Origin of the sequence: Moritella sp. Urea-trap-13, from assembly GCF_002836355.1 — a bacterium.
Classification (GTDB): Bacteria; Pseudomonadota; Gammaproteobacteria; order Enterobacterales; family Moritellaceae; genus Moritella.
This window is the reverse complement of the sequence record NZ_PJCA01000027.1, coordinates 63,564-81,644: the sequence shown is the minus strand read 5'-3', so window position 1 is coordinate 81,644 and position 18,081 is coordinate 63,564. Positions and strand designations below refer to the sequence as shown.

Here is an 18,081-nt window from a genome sequence, read left to right as displayed (position 1 = left end):
ATGAGCAACACTTTATTTTTATTAGACAACTTTGACTCTTTTACTTACAACCTAGTGGATCAATTCCGTAGCTTAGGCCATGACGTTAAAATTTATCGTAATAGCATCAGTGCAGAAGCGATTAAACAACAAATCGATGCATGTGAAAATGACCCAATTGTGGTACTTTCACCGGGTCCCGGTAATCCATCTGAAGCAGGTTGTTTGTTGGAACTAATCCGCTTATGTCGTGGTCAATATCCAATGATTGGCATTTGCTTAGGTCACCAAGCTCTGGTACAACAATATGGTGGCGTAGTTGGCCGTGCAGAAGAGATCATGCACGGTAAAGCATCATCGATTACCCATGATGGTCAATTAATGTTTGCTGGTTTAAGCCAGCCGCTACCCGTTGCCCGTTATCACTCATTAGTGGCAACCGAAGTACCAAGTAGTTTAACGGTTAATGCCGAATTTAACGGTATGCCAATGGCCATTATTCAGCCTGAAGACCGAGTGATTGGCTTTCAATTTCATCCCGAATCAATATTAACCAGTGAAGGCGCCGAGCTGTTAAAGAATACCCTAGCATGGGCAACAGCATCAGCAACAAGTCCTAAGGAGTAGGTCAATGGAAAATAATAATGTAGTAGCACCAACAATCGCCGACATTCTAGAAAAATTATATGCAAACCAAGTTCTGACACTCGAAGAGTCAGAAACGGTATTTACCGCGGTTGTAAAAGGTGAAATGGATCCTATCGTACTTTCATCAGTGCTTACGGCGTTGAAAATTCGCGGTGAACAACCCGATGAAATTGCCGGTGCTGCACAAGCATTACTGGCAGCAGCGACGCCTTTCCCTGCGATTGACGAATTACATGCCGATTGCTGTGGTACTGGTGGCGATAACATGAATACCATTAATATCTCAACAACAGCCGCGTTTGTCGCTGCTGCTTGTGGATTAAAAATGACCAAACATGGTAATCGCAGTGTATCAAGTAAGTCAGGCTCGTCAGACCTATTAGAAGCCTTTGGGATTAATTTAATCCAAACTCCAGAACAAGCCAAAGCTTGCCTTGATGAATTAGGCATTTGCTTTTTATTCGCACCGCAATACCACGCCGGTATTCGCCATGCAATGCCAGTGCGTCAAGCACTAAAAACCCGCACCATCTTCAATGTGCTAGGTCCACTGCTGAACCCAACCCGCCCACAAGTACAATTGATGGGGGTGTATGATGAATGCCTCATACGTCCAATCGCTGAAACCATGGATAAACTCGGGGTGCAACGCGCATTAGTCGTCCACGGCAGTGGCTTAGATGAAGTCGCCTTGCACGGTGAAACTAAAGTGGCTGAATTGAATAACGGCATGATCACTGAATACACCATCAGTCCAGCAGATTTTGGCGTTGAACGTTATGATGTAGCTGAACTACGTGGCGGTGATGCAGCAGAAAATAAAGTCATTATCGAGCGCCTGTTATCTGGTCATGGCAGTGATGCACAAAAAGCCGCAGTGGCGATCAATGTATCGGCATTATTAGTGATTGCAGAGATAGCAACAGACTTTAAACACGGCACAGAATTAGCAATGGCGGCAATTGATGATGGCCGCGCATTAGCGTTAATCAACCAACTAGCCGTAAAAAGTCAGCAAGCCTAATCTTACCTTGTTCTTAGTAGAGCTTTGAGTACTGGTCTTAATAAAAGGAAGGAAGCATAAATGTTAACGCAAGAGTTACAGCAAACCATTCTCGGTAATATTGTCGACGATAAAGTGACTTGGGTTGCCGCGCGTAAAGCCAGCCAACCATTAGCGAGTTTTATTGCTGAACTAGAACCAACAGATCGTGATTTTTATGCCGCGTTATCAGGTAAGCCGACCAAGTTTATTCTGGAATGCAAAAAAGCATCACCATCAAAAGGACTCATCCGTCCCGAATTTGACCTAGATTTAATTGCCGGTGTCTACAAAAACTATGCCGCAGCAATCTCGGTATTAACCGATGAAAAATACTTCCAAGGTGACTTTGAGTACGTGACAAAAGTACGTAGCATAGTGACACAGCCAGTGATCTGTAAAGACTTCATCATTGACGAATACCAAATCTATTTAGCCCGCTTACATCAAGCAGATGCAACGCTATTGATGTTATCGGTATTGGATGACGCTGAGTACATTGCCTTAGCGAAAGTAGCTCACAGCCTAAACATGGGCGTGCTTACCGAAGTAAGTAATGAAGCTGAGTTAGTACGTGCAATTGCCTTAGATGCAAAAGTGATTGGTATTAATAACCGCGATTTACGCGATCTGTCAATTGACTTGAATCGAACTAAAGAAATAGCACCAAAGATCCCAAGTGATCGCATCATTATTTCAGAGTCTGGTATTTATAATAACCAACAAGTCCGTGACTTAGCTAATTACGCTAATGGCTTCTTAGTCGGCAGCTCATTGATGTCAAAAGATGATGTCGATTTAGCCTGTCGCCGATTAATTTTAGGTGACAATAAAGTCTGTGGCCTAACGCGTCCTGAAGATGCAAAAGTGGTACATGAACAAGGCGCTATCTATGGCGGTCTTATCTTTGCCCCAAAATCACCACGTTGTGTTAACTTAACAACTGCGCAAGACATTATTGCCGCAGCGCCACTGGCTTACGTGGGTGTATTTGTAGATGAACAAGTCACACTGGTTGCGCAATTAGCTAATCATTTAGGTTTAGCCGCGGTGCAACTGCATGGCAGCGAAGACGACAGTTACATTGCGATGTTACGCGTCTTACTCGACGATAACATTCAAATTTGGCAGGCGCACGGTGTTAGCGAGCAAGCAGCAGAATTAAGTAAAGAGTTAAGTAAAGACCTAGATACAGCCAAGGTTGATCGTCATTTAGTCGATACCAAGGTAGCAGGACAATCAGGCGGCACAGGACAAGCATTTGATTGGTCACTGCTAACACCAGAAGATTGCAGTAAAACTATGTTGGCAGGTGGATTGAACCCTGACAACGTCGCAGACGCAGCGAAACTCGGTTGCTTAGGACTGGATCTAAACTCAGGATTAGAATCAGCTCCAGGTATTAAAGATACAAACAAAATTATCGCGGCATTTAGCGCGCTTAGAAATTATTAAAGGAACTATATCATGGCAAAACTTAATGCCTTTTTTGGCGAATTCGGCGGCCAATACGTATCGCAAATCTTAATACCTGCATTAGATGAATTAGAAGATGCATTTATCGATTCACAAAACGATCCTGCATTTGAAGAAGAGTTTCAAACGCTATTGAATGAATACGCAGGTCGTCCAACACCCTTGACGCTATGCCGTAACATTACCGCAGGTTCAAAAACCAAGATCTACCTAAAACGTGAAGATCTACTTCACGGTGGCGCCCACAAGACCAACCAAGTATTAGGTCAAGCGCTACTAGCTAAACGCATGGGTAAAACCGAAGTCATCGCTGAAACAGGCGCTGGTCAACACGGTACAGCGTCAGCATTAGCCTGTGCGCTACTGGGTCTAAAATGTCGCATCTACATGGGTGTGAAAGACATGGAACGCCAAAAACCCAACGTATTCCGCATGAAATTAATGGGCGCTGAAGTGATTGGCGTTGATTCCGGTGCTGGCACATTGAAAGATGCGTGTAATGAAGCGCTGCGTGACTGGTCTGCCAACTACGAAAAAGCGCATTACCTATTAGGTACTGCCGCTGGTCCTCACCCATTCCCAACGATAGTGCGTGAATTCCAAAAAATGATCGGTGAAGAAGCCAAACAACAAATCTTAAAAGCGGAAGGTCGCCTACCGGATGCAGTTATTGCTTGCGTTGGCGGTGGTTCAAATGCCATTGGTATCTTCAACGACTTTATCGAAGAAGAAGGCGTGAAACTGTACGGTGTTGAACCTGCAGGTAAAGGTATTGCCACTGGTGAGCATGGCGCACCAATTGCCGAAGGTACTAACGGTATTTTCTTTGGCATGCACTCGCTATTGATGCAAGATACTTACGGTCAGATCCAAGAGTCTTACTCTGTATCAGCTGGTCTAGATTTCCCATCGGTTGGTCCACAGCATGCACACTTGTATACCTCTGGTCGCGCTCAATACCCATCTGTTACCGACGATGAAGCACTTGCGGCATTCCAGTTATTATCATCACGCGAAGGGATTATTCCTGCGCTTGAATCATCGCACGCATTAGCTTATGCGCTGCAGATGATGGAACAGGATATGGATAAAGAACAAATTTTAGTGGTTAACTTATCAGGACGTGGCGATAAAGATATCTTCACCGTGGCTGATATTCTTGAAGGTAAAGGAGCACTATAATGGGAAATGTAATGGGACGTTATCAACAAGCGTTTGCAGCGCTAGCAGAAAAAAATGAAGGCGCTTTCGTTCCCTTTGTAACGATTGGCGATCCAAACCGCGAGCAATCAATGGCGATCATCGAAACACTGGTTGCGGCGGGTGCTGATGCCTTGGAACTGGGTATTCCATTCTCAGATCCAGTCGCTGATGGTCCAACGATCCAAAAAGCCACCACGCGTGCACTAAACGCTGGTATCAACCCTGATATCTGCTTTGAAATGCTCACTGAGATCCGTGCTAAATATCCACAAATGCCAATCGGTTTATTATTGTATGCCAACCTTGTATACGGTAACGGTACCGATAAATTTATGGCGAAAGCTGCGGCTGCTGGTGTTGACTCATTATTAATTGCCGATGTACCGGTACAATACGGTCAACAATTTAAAATCGCTGGTGACAAAGTGGGTATTGAAAGTATCTACATCGCGCCGCCAAATGCCAATGACGAGACCCTAAAACAAGTTGCTGAGCAAGGTGCTGGTTATACTTACCTACTAAGCCGCGCTGGTGTAACGGGTGCCGAAACGAAAGCAGAAATGCCAGTGGGTCCATTATTGGAAAAACTGAAATCGTTTAATGCTGCGCCTTGTCTACTTGGTTTTGGTATCTCGTCACCAGAACAAGTTAAAAAAGCCATTGCAGCTGGTGCAGCGGGGGCCATTTCCGGCTCTGCTATTGTCAATATCATCGAGAAAAACTTGGGTGATAATGCGCAAATGCTACAAGAATTAGCTGCATTTGTGACGCCAATGAAAGCAGCGACACGCGCGTAAGCTAACCTATAGCCAAGTATTATTTAAATGCTTGGCTATTAACGACATATAAAGCTTTACCAATTAAGCCCTTAGTGCCTATTATTATGACTATCGCAATACGATGGTTAGATAACATAGCGCTAAGGGCTTTTTTAGTTCTGTAAATTATTTATCACATTACCTCCTAAGGAAGCACCATGACAGGTTATTTCATTCAAGCATTCATTTACCTGTTTGCTGCCGTTATCACGGTACCCATTGCTAAACGTCTTGGGCTCGGTTCGGTGCTCGGTTATTTAATTGCCGGTGTTATTATCGGCCCTGTTATTGGCTTAGTGGGTAGTGAAACCGCGACGATTCAGCACTTTGCCGAATTCGGTGTGGTGATGATGTTATTCCTGGTCGGACTCGAATTAGAGCCGCGTATGCTCTGGGATATGCGCCACCGTCTTATCGGTTTAGGTGGATTACAAGTCGGCTTAACGATCGCTGCAGTGATGGGGATCGCGCTTGCGCTAGGTTTAGACTGGGGACTGGCCCTGACAATTGGCTTGGTATTCTCGTTATCTTCGACAGCTATTGTATTGCAGACCTTTAACGAAAAAGGCCTGACCAAAACCGAAGGCGCACGCTCTGCATTCTCAGTGTTACTGTTTCAAGATATTGCCGTGATCCCGATGCTGGCGTTAATTCCATTATTAGCAATCCCTGAATTGGTTGAACAAGCACAAAATGCCGTGCAAGCCGCGAGTGCGCAGCATGAAGAGTTATCCCTAGTCGCCAATATCTCAGGTATTTATTATGCCTTAGTCATTGTAGTGGCGATCACCGGCGTCATTGTTGGTGGTCATTACCTCAGTCGTCCGTTATTTAAATTTGTCGCTAGCTCTAAAGTTAACGAGATCTTTACCGCGACCTCATTAATGTTGGTGATCGGTATCGCCGCTATCATGAATTTAGTCGGTCTGTCCCCTGCCCTTGGCGCCTTTTTGGCTGGTGTCGTGCTGGCAACCAGTGAATTTAGACATCAGCTTGAAGCTACTATCGAACCTTTCAAAGGCTTGTTATTGGGCTTGTTCTTCATGACAGTTGGCGCTGGTATCGACTTCACAATTCTGTTTAACGACACCAGCACTATCGTTTCGATAACGCTCGGTTTAATGTTAGTGAAAGCAGCAGTATTATTTATCCTGACTGTGGTATTTAAAATCAAAGGCAGCGACCGCTGGTTACTGGCGCTGAGTTTAGCCCAAGCGGGTGAGTTTGGTTTTGTATTACTTGGCTTTACCGTTAACAACCATGTGCTACCCGTTGACCTAGCGCAAACCTTATCCTTGTCAGTTGCGCTGTCGATGTTTTTAACACCCGCATTATTTATCTTTTATGATCGCGTAATTTTACCGCGTTATATGGATAAGACTAATCAGCAAGAAAATGACGATATCGAAGAGCATGGCGATGTCATCGTCGCTGGTATCGGCCGTTTCGGCCAGATTGTTAACCGTCTATTAGTTGCGAACGGCGTGAAAACAGTGGTACTGGATCATGACGTTAATATGATCCAAAGAGTGCGCTCATTTAAAATGACAAGTTATTTTGGTGATGCAACCCAACCTAGCTTGCTTGAAACAGCTGGCATAGCTAACGCCAGCTTATTTATCGTTGCGATTGACGATAAAGCCAGAGCAGTAGATTTAGTGCGTTACATCAAGCAGCATTACCCACAAGTTAAAGTCCTAGCGCGCGCATATGACCGTGGCCACGGTTATTCGTTACGTCACGCAGGGGCTGAGCATGTCGTCAGCGAGACCTACCATTCAGCATTAGTGCTAGGCTCGCAAGCACTGACTAACCTTGGCTTTAGTGAACAACAAGCAAAAGATGTCAAACTCACCTTTAAAGCAATAGAGAAACAAAGTAAAAAAACTTTATACCAAACTTGGTTGAATAATAGTGAAGACGATAAGTTTAATACCGCTTATCGAGACCTGTATCTACAGCTTGAAGATAGTTTAGCCGAGGTAATGAAAAATCGAGATAAGTCTGAAAAACCAATAAATTACGATATTTAGAAATAAAGCGACACAGCAAAGGTTGAATGAATAGTATGACTCCAGCAGTAAAATTAGCTAAAAAGGCAAAAATAGCGCATAAGACGCATGAATATAAGCATGATTCAAACGCTGGATCTTATGGCTTAGAGGCGGCAGAAAAAATGGCTGTCGCTGCAGAGCGCATATTCAAAACCTTAGTGGTGGATTTGGGAGATAAAAAGCTTGTCGTAGCCGTTGTCCCCGTCACCGCGATGCTCAATCTAAAAGCCATAGCCAAGGCAGCTAAAGCCAAAAAAGCGGTCATGGCAGATAAGAATGATGTGATGCGCTCGACTGGTTATGTACTTGGCGGAGTTAGTCCGTTAGGACAAAAGAAGCGCTTACTCACCGTCATTGATAGCTCTGCACTCACACATGACACTATCTATGTGAGTGCCGGTCGCCGAGGCTTAGAGATCGAACTAAGCCCCTTAGACTTAAAGCAGTTAACCAATGCTGAGTTTGCGGCTATTAGTAGTGAATAACAATTAGTAACGACTATCCTATTTCTATTTCTATTTCTATTTATAGAAAAATAAAAAAACCAGTAGATCGCTCTACTGGTTTTTTTATTTAAAGGCTCAAATAATAGCGAGTTAGCTAAAAGTCATATCGGGCAGCCATGTGCCACTGGTCTTCAGTCTTCACTATCGCATTATCTAAAATAGGTTCATCTATAATGACGTATTCAGTCACCAGTCGGAAGTTTTTATTAAACTGATACGCAAGACCCAATGCGGTTTGATCGACAGAGTTTTCACTTATATTATCGGTATCACGCTGTTTATAAGTAACCGTGCCCGTTAGCTTATCTAAGCTGTAAGCAAGAGAGAACTCATAGGCCATCCAGTCATTTATTCCGGTATCATTATCGGTACTATCGCCAACAATGGATGCGGTTAAGCCCTTAAGTTTATAACGAGCTGCGACGAGAATGGTGGAGCGGTCATAATCTGCATTAGCCGTATAATTTTCCGCCATTACACCTGTATAGGTTGCACCTAACTCCAGGCCGAAATCAAAGCCATAAACACCACCAAGCGAATAACTCGATTGACTTGATCCGGTGCCACTTTTATCTTTTGAAGTATCAACACTGGATTCAGGTTGCACATGCGCCACTAAGTTAAGGTTATCATCAAGCATCTTAGCTTCAAGTTTTAAAATATTAGCTTGTCGACCTAAGTTACCTAGCGCGGGATTACCTGAATAGTTCGTGGTACCGGCATCAGCCCAATCAGCAATGATTTCATCTGCAGCATAATTACGACCAAAGGTCAGCTGTCCCCAATCATTCTTCAATCCGGCATACATCAAACGCGTTTTAGATGTTGAATTAGCGTCACTGTTGTCGCGGGATTCAAATTGCATCTCAATATGCCCAAGCGCGCTTAAATCATCATCTAAATTTGAAGAGGCTTTAAAACCAGTGCGAAAATAGCTATCTGAACGACCATCACTTTTTACATCTTTACCATCTTCATAAATATAAGCGGCATAAGCTCGGCCATACAAATCAACCTGATTAGCATCATCCTTATACACATTCACAGTAGCTTGTGCTGTAGGAACAAGACTCGCGAGTATTACTGTGACTAACAATGTCTTTTTCATGATTCTTCCCTGTCTATTTAAGTAATTTTTTATTTAACTTTTATTTAAGTAATGTTTTATTTAGCTATTATTTAAGTAAATTGTTATTCAAGGTAAGTGTTTGCAGCCTTACAGTTGGCCACTAGTAAATGGTAGTTGTTTTCTGGGAAAGTGATGATGTGGCAAGATTTTTTATACTAAAAAGTGATCGCGCATCAGTATTTTGGAAAGTTAATCTTAAGTAATGTGCGTTTACAACGATTCGTTTTATAGAACTCTAGGATAATAATGAGCAGTGAAACGAGCGCTATAAATAACAAAAGCCCAGTAGCGTGAACTACTGAGCTTTTTACACCAAAATATTTTGGTTCAATGTTTAAATTAAAGCTAAGTGCTAATTAAAGCGAAGTACCAATTAATACGATGATTAAAGTAGGGCAAACAAATTTCACATACCATGGCCATACTTTCCAGAACATACCGTTTACGTCGGCGCCGTCTTGAGCTTTAATTTCAGCCAGTAGGCTATTACGATGCCACACCCAACCCACAAAGATAGCAAGCCCTAAGCATACCAAAGGCTGAATGATTTCAGTCGCTAGTGTGATCATAAAGCCAAACATGATGTCAAAATTGCTCACAACAATCATGGCTAATGCAATCAATACAACACCAACAATCCAAGTTACTTTCTTACGAGCCATCCCCGTCTTATCGACAATATAACTTGTTGGGACTTCTACAACCGAGATAGCGGATGTTAATGCCGCAACAGACATCAAGGCAAAGAAGATAATAGCAACGACATGTTCAGCTGCCCCCATCGTTGCAAACAACGCAGGTAGTACAGTAAATACCAAAGTATCAGAGCTTAATAAATTGCCGCTGGCATCAAAGATGATCACACCGTTATGCTTAGCAACATACATGGCTGGTAGAATAAGCATAGCCGCTAAAATTGCAACACCTGTATCCATCAAGGTAACGTGTACAGCTAATTTGCTGATGTTCTCTTTAGGCTTCAGGTATGAACCATAGATCATCATTGCGCCCGTACCAATCGATAGCGAGAAGAATGTTTGACCCAGAGCACCAATTATCACATCAGGGTGTAATACTTTGTCAAAATCAACAGTAAATAATGCTTTAACACCTTCACTTGCACCTGGTTGGAACAAGATATAAATAACGCTGGCAATCAAGATAGCGAACAAGAGTGGCATTAAACGCTTCGACCATTTTTCAATACCGTCTTGTACGCCTTTTTGAATCACATATACAGACATTAAAGCAAACACTAAAGTAAAGACGATATTACGAGACAATGAAAAATCAATTAACCAACGGCTTGCATCATCTGCGCCAACCATAGTTGCAATCGGTGCCAGCGTATTACTCACGAACCAACCTGACAACACAGCGTAGAAACTGAAGATCAGCGCCGCACAAATAACAGATGCAAGACCAATAAAGCGACCAATCATTTTAGTTGCAGGACTACGACCTAATTTCGCCATCGCGTCAGCAGGGTTAGTTTGGCCGTGACGGCCAACCATCAATTCAGCAACCAACATTGGATAACCAAGTAAGAAGATAAGGAACATGTACACCATTAAGAATGCACCGCCGCCATTACTTGCCGCTTGCGTCGGGAACCCCCAAATATTGCCCACACCAACAGCAGAACCTGCCGCAGCCATTATAAAACCAAACCGAGAACCAAAGTGTCCTCGAGACGCGCCGTCGTTATTCTGTATTCCAGCCATTTACCCGTACCAAGTTTGTTAAATTCAACTAATGATAGGATTTATACCTGAAAAAAAAGCCGAAGCAACAGTTATAAACTATAAAAATACATAAAAACCAGGATTTAAATCTAACTTAAAGGTTTAACACAGCAATATAAAACCAACAAAATAACATGTCACGCGATTAAATTGCGCAACCATCCATGTTATAGCCCGCAAATAGCAACCCCTGCCAAGAGAGCTGCCCCATAAATATTATAACTTTCATCAAATCGTCAAATTTACTGGTTAATATCCGTACTTGCCATATCAAATCATAATGTACAATAAAAACAACGTGTCACATTCACAGCACATGTAATCAACAATAAGGACGCAAAACATGTTAAGGAAGATAACAATATTACTGGGTTTATTTATATTATCCCCAGCGCTATGGGCAATGAGCCAAGTGCCGGTTGAACGTCATACCATTATTCAATTTACGAATAGTACACCACATACTTTATCTGCCTATATTGCAGCAGGTAGCAATGTAGAGTTGCTAGCAACACAAGTAATGCCGTTAAGCACAGTAGCATTAGCCGATATTACCCGCACTGATGTTGACGATGACATTACCATTGCATTAAGCAATGCAGAATATAGCTTTAACTTAACCCAACGCGTTATAAACAGTGAACTTGCCTTTGGCATAGAGAGTGAAACGGTAACCATCGAGCCACAAACTGACAGTGCAATCCAGCGCGTAGAGCTACAACTTGCCGATCACACCAACACGTTAGCTTTTAACAGCGAGAAACTCAGTAAAGGCGGTAAGGTGAATTATGTATTACAGCTGCAAGATCAAAAACCAGCCATTGGCCCGGGTAACGAATTTAGCTTATTAAGTTACAACATTTGGGCTACCACCATATTTGGTTCTAAAAAAGTCGATACCCGCTTAACGGAAATGCCTGCAGTATAGCAACTGCAATGGCATTCAGTGCGCTGCAACCCGTGGCGTTATCTATACCCGTATTAATAAGCAAGGTCACATTTACCATATCTTTGCTACGCATACACAATCATCTGATGACGATGTTAACCGCACAGCACGCTTAGCACAGCTAGAAGAAATGGGGGAGTTTATTCGCCAACAAAATATTCCGGCAGATGAAGCAGTCATTCTAGCGGGCGATTTTAACGTCAACAAAATTGGCTTGCCTGGTGATCGAGATCTGATGACAACGATTCTTAATGCCAGCGAACCTGAGAATAAAGGTCATAACCTGTCTTTTGATTCCAACACGAATCACTGGGCTGAGAAACCTTATTTAGAATATCTGGATTACACCTTAACGGGTAACGACAATTTACAACCTCTCAGTGCAAGCCAAGAAATATTCGCACCACGAGCATTAACAGAATCTCTTTGGGGAATTTGGGACTTATCCGATCATTACGCCGCTCGCGGATATTTTATCTACTCGAACAAGCAATAGCAGGATAAAACTCTGCGCCTGAATATTTCAGCGTCTATTCTCTATTAGATGCTGAAAAATCGGCTTAAAACTCGATATTACTACTAGATGAATACTCAAAACTAGGCAGTTACACTAATTTCACTTCGAAACAGCTAAAAGTACTATTCAAATAAAGTTGAGGCCTACTATCATTAGTGTGATCTGTGTATACAAATAAATTGCTAACAATTTGTTAAAACCCACAAAGCTACCCCTTTCTAGCTATCACTATGTTTTATTGATCATTATAGGAACAATGTTAAAACTAATTTGACAACAAAGGGCAGCATAAAACTCTGCTAAACTATAATATGACACTACAACTCAGAACAAAAACAATCAGGTGTTCAATAAGCATACAAATAAAAAGGTTGTTAATAAAAAACACGTAAAACATCAAAATATTTTGATAAATACGGGGTATTTTTTAGGTTCGAAGCAAAAAAGCGATCTCCATCACTTTAAATAAAACTCAAATCATTATCCTATGCAGCAGTTGAGATTAAGCATAAAAACACAGGTGAGAACAAAATGTCAGAGCAAGCAACTACAACAGTCAAGGGAAGCACTACGAACGCTGCTAAATGGAACAAAGCAGACACAGAATGGGTATTAAGTTTATTCGGCACAGCGGTAGGTGCTGGTGTTTTATTCTTACCTATTAAAGCAGGTTTAGGTGGTTTTTGGCCGTTAGTAGTTCTAGCATTACTTGCTGGACCAATGACATGGTTAGCGCATAGATCACTTGCTCGCTTCGTTCTATCATCAAAAAATCCAAATTCAGACATCACTGATGTTGTTGAAGAACATTTTGGTAAAGGCGCAGCAAAATTAATTACATTTGCTTACTTCTTTGCTATTTACCCTATCGTATTAATCTACGGTGTTGGTATTACGAATACATTTGAAAGTTTCATTGTTAACCAACTTGATATCTTTACTGAAATCCCACGCCTAGCGGCTGATGGCGCACCTTTGCTTAACGAAGCTGGTGTTCAATTAATGGATAAAGTAAGCGGTATCCCACGTTGGTTACTATCTGGTGGTCTAATTCTAACAATGACTGCGCTGATTCTATTCGGTAAAGAGTTAATGCTTAAAGCAACATCAGCATTAGTTTACCCACTAGTATTCATCCTGTTCGGTTTATCTTTATTCTTAATCCCGAGCTGGAACACTACAATGCTAACAGAAGTACCGGAAGCATCGTCTTTCCTACCTGTTATCTGGTTATCGATTCCACTGATTGTGTTCTCATTCAACCATTCACCAATCATCAGCCAGTTTGCTAAAGCACAACGTGAAACTTACGGTGATAACGCAGTACAAAAAACTGACCTTATCTGTAAGCGTGCTGGTCAAATGTTACTTGGTTTTGTAATGCTATTCGTATTCTCTTGTGTGTTATCACTATCACCAGAGCAACTAGCACAAGCTAAAGCAGAAAACATCTCAATCTTGTCTTACCTTGCAAACGTACATGACTCAGTATTAATTCAATACTTTGGTCCTTTCGTAGCATTCGCAGCGATTACGTCTAGCTACTTCGGTCACTACTTAGGTGCTCAAGAAGGTCTAAACGGTCTAGTTAAGCAAGTTGTTCCAAAAGCATCAGAGAAGAACATCAGTACTTTCTCTATCGCATTCATCGTACTAACTACATGGGCTGTAGCAATTATCAACCCAAGTGTACTAGGTCTTATCGAAACAATTGGCGCACCAATGATTGCAGCTATCTTGTTCCTAATGCCTATGTACGCAATCAAGAAAGTACCTGCGATGCAAAAATATGCTAGCTCTAAAGCAGCGAACATCTTCGTTACTATCTGTGGTCTTATGGCTATCACTTCAGTAATCTACGGTTCATTCTAAATCGAACTTAACGACTACTTATTAATGTAGTTAAGAGTAGAACGAAACCGGCGAGTAACCTCGCCGGTTTTTTTGTATCTGTCATTTGAGAAGACATCACCCTAGCCCTTACTCTCAAAACATGACCCAACCCTAACTCTCCCCTTCAAAAAGTGAATACAATTTTACTGCGTTATCATGACCTTTAACATCAGTGAACTTGCCGACACCAATATCTAATTTTTCAACATCCCCTAGGTAATTATTGTCATTTTATTTTACCCTTAAGTAAACTAGTGTTAACGTTTACATAAGTCACCCTAACATAGATAAAATTAAAGGATTAAACAGCGTATTATGGCAACTATCAAAGATGTAGCAAAAGCAGCAGGCGTATCAGTTGCCACGGTTTCTAGAGTCGTCAACAAGTCACCAAAAGCCAGTAAAGCGGCAATAGTCTCGGTTAATGCGGCGATGAAAGCCTTAGCTTACCGTCCTAACGCTAATGCTCGCGCACTGGTAAACCAAAGCACCAATACTATCGGGGTGATGGTTGGCGATGTCTCAGATCCTTTTTTTGGGGCGCTTATCAAAGCAGTTGATAATGTTGCTCGCAGCCATCATAAGCATTTATTAATTGGCAATGGTTACCATGATGCCAAAACTGAAAGAGAAGCGATTGAACTGCTGATCAATAACCGCTGCGATTCTCTCGTGATCCATGCCAAAGGTTTAAGCAACCAAGAACTGATCGAATTTGCCGAAGAAGTACCAGGGTTAGTGCTCATCAACCGCCATATTCCTGAAATTGCCGAACGCTGTATTGCATTAGATAATCAACAAGGTGCCAATATCGCAACCCAGCATTTAATAGCTCAAGGTCATCAGCATATTGGTTATATTAATTCTTGCCACGATATTGACGATTCACACGATCGCCAAGCTGGCTACTTACAAGCATTAACCAGCCATAACCTCAGCCTAAATACAGACTACATAGTGGCAGGACAGCCAACAGATGAAGGGGGGGAAGCGGCGATGACTGAGCTGTTAGCCCGTAAGCTACCGATCACTGCCGTCGTTTGTTATAACGATTATATGGCGGCAGGCGCGTTAACAGCCCTTGAAACACAGCATATTTCAGTCCCAAATGACATTTCATTGATGGGTTTTGATAATGGTCTAATTGCCAAATACCTGCACCCGAAACTCAGTACCATGCACTATCCAATTCAAACCATGGCCGAGCAAGCAGCAGAATTATCTTTAGCACTAGCGAAAGGCTCGAATAGTGACATTAAAGGTAAGGTATTTGAGGCGATATTAGTGGAACGGTTATCCGTGGCTAAGCGCGCTTAGCCTAAACGATAAAACTGAATGATGAGCCTAAGCGATAAACCTCTTAAGCGTGCTCACTTGCAGTTCAGCACCGAGATCATGCCCTTAGATGGGTCATTCACATCAGGTATAAGCCGCAATTTTTTCAAAAACGACGTCTTTATTAAAAGGTTTTGCGACATAATCATCCATGCCAGATTGGTAACATTTTTCAATATCTTCGACAAACACGCTCGCGGTTAAAGCAATAATAGGCAGTCGCTTTTTCGCTTGTTGTTGCTCCCATTCACGAATAGCACCAGTGGCAGTAAAACCATCCATAACAGGCATCATACAATCCATTAATACCAGAGAGTAATCGAGAGACTCAGCTTTAATCATCTCTAGCGCTTCTTTACCATTATTGGCTAAGACAACAATAAAGCCTTCTTTTTTAAGTAATAACGTCGCTACTTTTTGATTAATAAGATTATCTTCTACGACTAGAATAATTTTCTTTTTACTATCGTCATTAACGAGAACATCGGCTTTTTCTATCATCAATTTAGGTACACCAGTTGATAACGAAGTACGACTTTGCGGTGATTTTGTTAACGCTTTACGTACGATTTTTGCAAAACGTTGACCTAACAATGGTAGGGTAATTAAACCATCAATAGTGTGGTTAAAATCAATATGTTCATTTCTTTGTTGTGTGCAAATAATCAATGCTGGGTGGTTATCTAAACCATTCAATTTTTCAATGTCTGTCAGTGTTGACGCTGATGTATTCTGACAATAAATAATCAGCGCATATTGCTTAGCGACCGTCATAAAATTAGCATCCTGCGCTATGACTGTCGGGGTTAGTCCCCATTTTAGGCATTCTGACTCTAGCTGTTGTGGAGCCTTATTTTGCTCACTGATAATTAAACATGGCATACCACTAAAGGCTGTTAAAGCAGAACTTCTGGGGTCAATCACAGCTACATCAAGGGTGAAATAGAACTTACTACCAACGCCCTTTTCAGATTCAAGTTTAATCTCACCACCGAGTAACACCACTAATTGACGGCATATGGGTAACCCAAGTCCGGTACCACCAAACTGTCGTGTGATAGAGCCATCTTCTTGGATGAAAGGCGCAAATATTTGTTCTAATTTATCCTCACTGATCCCTATTCCTGTATCCTGCACTGCAAATAGTAATCGTCCAGTGCCCTTAGCTTGCTGTTCGCTATTTTTCGGTTCATAACCCACCGATAACGTCACCGTGCCCTGCAGGGTAAACTTAATCGCATTCGACATCAGATTCATCAATATTTGGTGTAAACGGTGAGCATCGATCATCACTAATTCAGGCAGTTCTGGTGACAATTCAATTTGTAACGATAAACCTTTCTCAGCGGCTTTACTCTGCACTATCGTGACGGTGTCATACACCACTTCAGCGACATTCGATTCCTGAGCCACCAGCACAAGATGACCTGATTCTATTTTCGATAGATCTAAAATATCGTTAATCAGTAATAATAAAATTTTCGATGAGGTATCTATGGTTTGTAAATATTCCACCTGCACAGGGGTTAACGCTGTGCTAGCAAGAATATCCGACATACCAATAATGCCATTTAACGGCGTGCGAATTTCATGGGACATATTGGCTAAAAAAGAGGTTTTCGCTTTGGTTGATGATTCCGCTTTTATTTTTTCTATTTCAAGATATTCGGTCTTTTTATTAAAAGAACCAATCAAATTGGCAATTTCATCTTTATAACGATAATTAATATCGATGATTTCACCGACATCATTTTCATTAATCTGCTTTGATATTCGAGTAATAGGATTTATTAACCAATGATTTATAATGTAATACCCAATAATCACACAGACCAATAATAACGGTATAATACCCATTTCAATATTAACAACTTGCGTATAAACATCATCTGCCACGGTATGGTGAGAGTTAATAACTTCAAGCTGCCAATTAAACTTACTCAGGCTATTTTTAACAACGTACATCCCTTCTATTACATTGAATTTATAGTCTGCAATGGCAATACTTTCGCTGTAAATACGCACGCCTAATTGATGTTCTGCGGCATGAGATTCTATGACCCCCACCATGCCTTTTAACGAAATATCTATCGTTGCTACACCCGCAAATTGGCCATTATTAAAATACGGTTGTGATGCGGTAATCATTTTTTGCTTAGTGAAAGGGTCGACGTATACCGCTGACCAGGATATTTTACGCTGACTATTTTCATGTGCGACAGAGGTATACCAAGGCTCTAACTGATAAGGTGCCGCTGCAGGATTGTTATAATCATTAATGAATTCAACATTGCCCAGTTCATCTCGGGAAAAGAATAAACTCGCTAAATTTTGTGCTGTAATTAGGCTGTTGGGTTCAGGCCAGATACCACCACTGATGATGATATTATTACTCTGGTTAAATACCGAAAAAGTCATTTTTTTAAGTACGTCGACAGGATAACCACTAACCGCAACGCCAACTAATCCATGCAAAGTGGCGACTGAACGCTCTAAAGGCTCTTCAATTTCATGGGCCAGTAATTGAGTTCTTAAATTAAGGTTATTTTCGAGATTATCACGGATAGGTGGTTCGACGACATAATAGGTAATGCTGGCAATTATGGTCATGAGTAAACAAGTATAAAAACCCAGCGCAATAATACTTTTTTTCTTTAAAGACATTTGACCACCATAAAAACCAATCACTTACCTAGTAGTATAAGTAATCTCAGTCCTTTGCATTAAAAAATTAGCCTAACTATGATCTAAGACTCATTTATTTGCGCCAGATTATCCCTAGCAAGC

General features: G+C 41.6%; 14 protein-coding genes. 11 read left to right on the top strand and 3 right to left on the bottom strand.

From position 1 onward, the window contains the following. The 7 genes from CXF93_RS03315 to ybaK all read left to right on the top strand — a co-directional run bounded on the left by CXF93_RS03315 (position 1) and on the right by ybaK (position 7,705). A complete protein-coding gene (locus CXF93_RS03315) occupies positions 1-606 on the top strand; it encodes an aminodeoxychorismate/anthranilate synthase component II (protein WP_101061011.1) in 606 nt (201 codons plus the stop codon). Between the two features lie 4 nt (positions 607-610). Next, positions 611-1,651, top strand: coding sequence for an anthranilate phosphoribosyltransferase (gene trpD, locus CXF93_RS03310; protein ID WP_101061009.1), 1,041 nt, complete (start codon positions 611-613; stop codon positions 1,649-1,651). A 60-nt stretch (positions 1,652-1,711) separates the two neighbouring features. Beyond that, complete coding sequence (trpCF, locus tag CXF93_RS03305; protein ID WP_101061007.1) at positions 1,712-3,124, top strand: bifunctional indole-3-glycerol-phosphate synthase TrpC/phosphoribosylanthranilate isomerase TrpF; 1,413 nt, start codon at positions 1,712-1,714, stop codon at positions 3,122-3,124. A 12-nt stretch (positions 3,125-3,136) separates the two neighbouring features. Further along, a complete protein-coding gene (gene trpB / locus CXF93_RS03300; protein WP_101061005.1) occupies positions 3,137-4,327 on the top strand; it encodes a tryptophan synthase subunit beta in 1,191 nt (396 codons plus the stop codon). After that, the gene (gene trpA / locus CXF93_RS03295; protein WP_101061003.1) at positions 4,327-5,145 is read left to right on the top strand and encodes a tryptophan synthase subunit alpha; all 819 of its coding nucleotides are present in this window, start codon (positions 4,327-4,329) and stop codon (positions 5,143-5,145) included. The genes trpB and trpA overlap by 1 nt, the downstream gene beginning before the upstream one ends. A 179-nt stretch (positions 5,146-5,324) precedes the next feature. Beyond that, on the top strand, positions 5,325-7,199 hold the full coding sequence (locus CXF93_RS03290; RefSeq protein ID WP_101061001.1) for a monovalent cation:proton antiporter-2 (CPA2) family protein: 1,875 nt from the start codon (positions 5,325-5,327) through the stop codon (positions 7,197-7,199). Positions 7,200-7,234: 35 nt separating this feature from the next. Further along, entirely contained in the window at positions 7,235-7,705 is a 471-nt protein-coding gene (gene ybaK / locus CXF93_RS03285; RefSeq protein WP_101061509.1) for a Cys-tRNA(Pro) deacylase, read from the top strand. A 115-nt stretch (positions 7,706-7,820) separates the two neighbouring features. On the opposite strand, the gene CXF93_RS03280 is transcribed toward ybaK, so the two are convergent. Next, positions 7,821-8,834, bottom strand: a complete 1,014-nt coding sequence (locus CXF93_RS03280) for a porin (protein ID WP_101060999.1) — start codon at positions 8,832-8,834, stop codon at positions 7,821-7,823. A 377-nt stretch (positions 8,835-9,211) separates the two neighbouring features. Continuing rightward, positions 9,212-10,579 (bottom strand): sodium-dependent transporter, encoded by a 1,368-nt coding sequence (locus CXF93_RS03275; protein WP_101060997.1) that lies wholly within the window; start codon positions 10,577-10,579, stop codon positions 9,212-9,214. A gap of 364 nt (positions 10,580-10,943) precedes the next feature. Between CXF93_RS03275 and CXF93_RS22195 the strand changes: the two genes are divergently transcribed. The 4 genes from CXF93_RS22195 (at position 10,944) to CXF93_RS03260 (ending at position 15,276) form a co-directional block, all read left to right on the top strand. Continuing rightward, on the top strand, positions 10,944-11,528 hold the full coding sequence (locus CXF93_RS22195) for a hypothetical protein (RefSeq protein ID WP_232784089.1): 585 nt from the start codon (positions 10,944-10,946) through the stop codon (positions 11,526-11,528). After that, positions 11,518-12,045, top strand: a complete 528-nt coding sequence (locus CXF93_RS22190; RefSeq protein ID WP_369832196.1) for a sphingomyelin phosphodiesterase — start codon at positions 11,518-11,520, stop codon at positions 12,043-12,045. The genes CXF93_RS22195 and CXF93_RS22190 overlap by 11 nt, the downstream gene beginning before the upstream one ends. A gap of 552 nt (positions 12,046-12,597) precedes the next feature. Continuing rightward, positions 12,598-13,938 carry an aromatic amino acid transport family protein gene (locus tag CXF93_RS03265; RefSeq protein WP_101060995.1) on the top strand — a complete coding sequence of 447 codons (1,341 nt, stop codon included), beginning with the start codon at positions 12,598-12,600 and terminating at the stop codon, positions 13,936-13,938. Between the two features lie 336 nt (positions 13,939-14,274). Beyond that, positions 14,275-15,276 (top strand): substrate-binding domain-containing protein, encoded by a 1,002-nt coding sequence (locus tag CXF93_RS03260; protein WP_101060993.1) that lies wholly within the window; start codon positions 14,275-14,277, stop codon positions 15,274-15,276. A gap of 102 nt (positions 15,277-15,378) precedes the next feature. Here the strand turns inward: CXF93_RS03260 and CXF93_RS03255 are convergent, their stop codons facing one another. Further along, complete coding sequence (locus CXF93_RS03255; RefSeq protein ID WP_101061508.1) at positions 15,379-17,958, bottom strand: ATP-binding protein; 2,580 nt, start codon at positions 17,956-17,958, stop codon at positions 15,379-15,381. Positions 17,959-18,081 lie beyond the last annotated feature (123 nt).

Excerpts from the sequence above, each read along its gene's own strand:
- CXF93_RS03315 (WP_101061011.1), top strand. The coding sequence starts at position 1 with ATGAGCAACACTTTATTTTTATTAGACAACTTTGACTCTTTTACTTAC.
- trpD (WP_101061009.1), top strand. The coding sequence starts at position 611 with ATGGAAAATAATAATGTAGTAGCACCAACAATCGCCGACATTCTAGAA.
- trpCF (WP_101061007.1), top strand. The coding sequence starts at position 1,712 with ATGTTAACGCAAGAGTTACAGCAAACCATTCTCGGTAATATTGTCGAC.
- trpB (WP_101061005.1), top strand. The coding sequence starts at position 3,137 with ATGGCAAAACTTAATGCCTTTTTTGGCGAATTCGGCGGCCAATACGTA.
- trpA (WP_101061003.1), top strand. The coding sequence starts at position 4,327 with ATGGGAAATGTAATGGGACGTTATCAACAAGCGTTTGCAGCGCTAGCA.
- CXF93_RS03290 (WP_101061001.1), top strand. The coding sequence starts at position 5,325 with ATGACAGGTTATTTCATTCAAGCATTCATTTACCTGTTTGCTGCCGTT.
- ybaK (WP_101061509.1), top strand. The coding sequence starts at position 7,235 with ATGACTCCAGCAGTAAAATTAGCTAAAAAGGCAAAAATAGCGCATAAG.
- CXF93_RS03280 (WP_101060999.1), bottom strand. The coding sequence starts at position 8,834 with ATGAAAAAGACATTGTTAGTCACAGTAATACTCGCGAGTCTTGTTCCT.
- CXF93_RS03275 (WP_101060997.1), bottom strand. The coding sequence starts at position 10,579 with ATGGCTGGAATACAGAATAACGACGGCGCGTCTCGAGGACACTTTGGT.
- CXF93_RS22195 (WP_232784089.1), top strand. The coding sequence starts at position 10,944 with ATGTTAAGGAAGATAACAATATTACTGGGTTTATTTATATTATCCCCA.
- CXF93_RS03265 (WP_101060995.1), top strand. The coding sequence starts at position 12,598 with ATGTCAGAGCAAGCAACTACAACAGTCAAGGGAAGCACTACGAACGCT.
- CXF93_RS03260 (WP_101060993.1), top strand. The coding sequence starts at position 14,275 with ATGGCAACTATCAAAGATGTAGCAAAAGCAGCAGGCGTATCAGTTGCC.
- CXF93_RS03255 (WP_101061508.1), bottom strand. The coding sequence starts at position 17,958 with ATGTCTTTAAAGAAAAAAAGTATTATTGCGCTGGGTTTTTATACTTGT.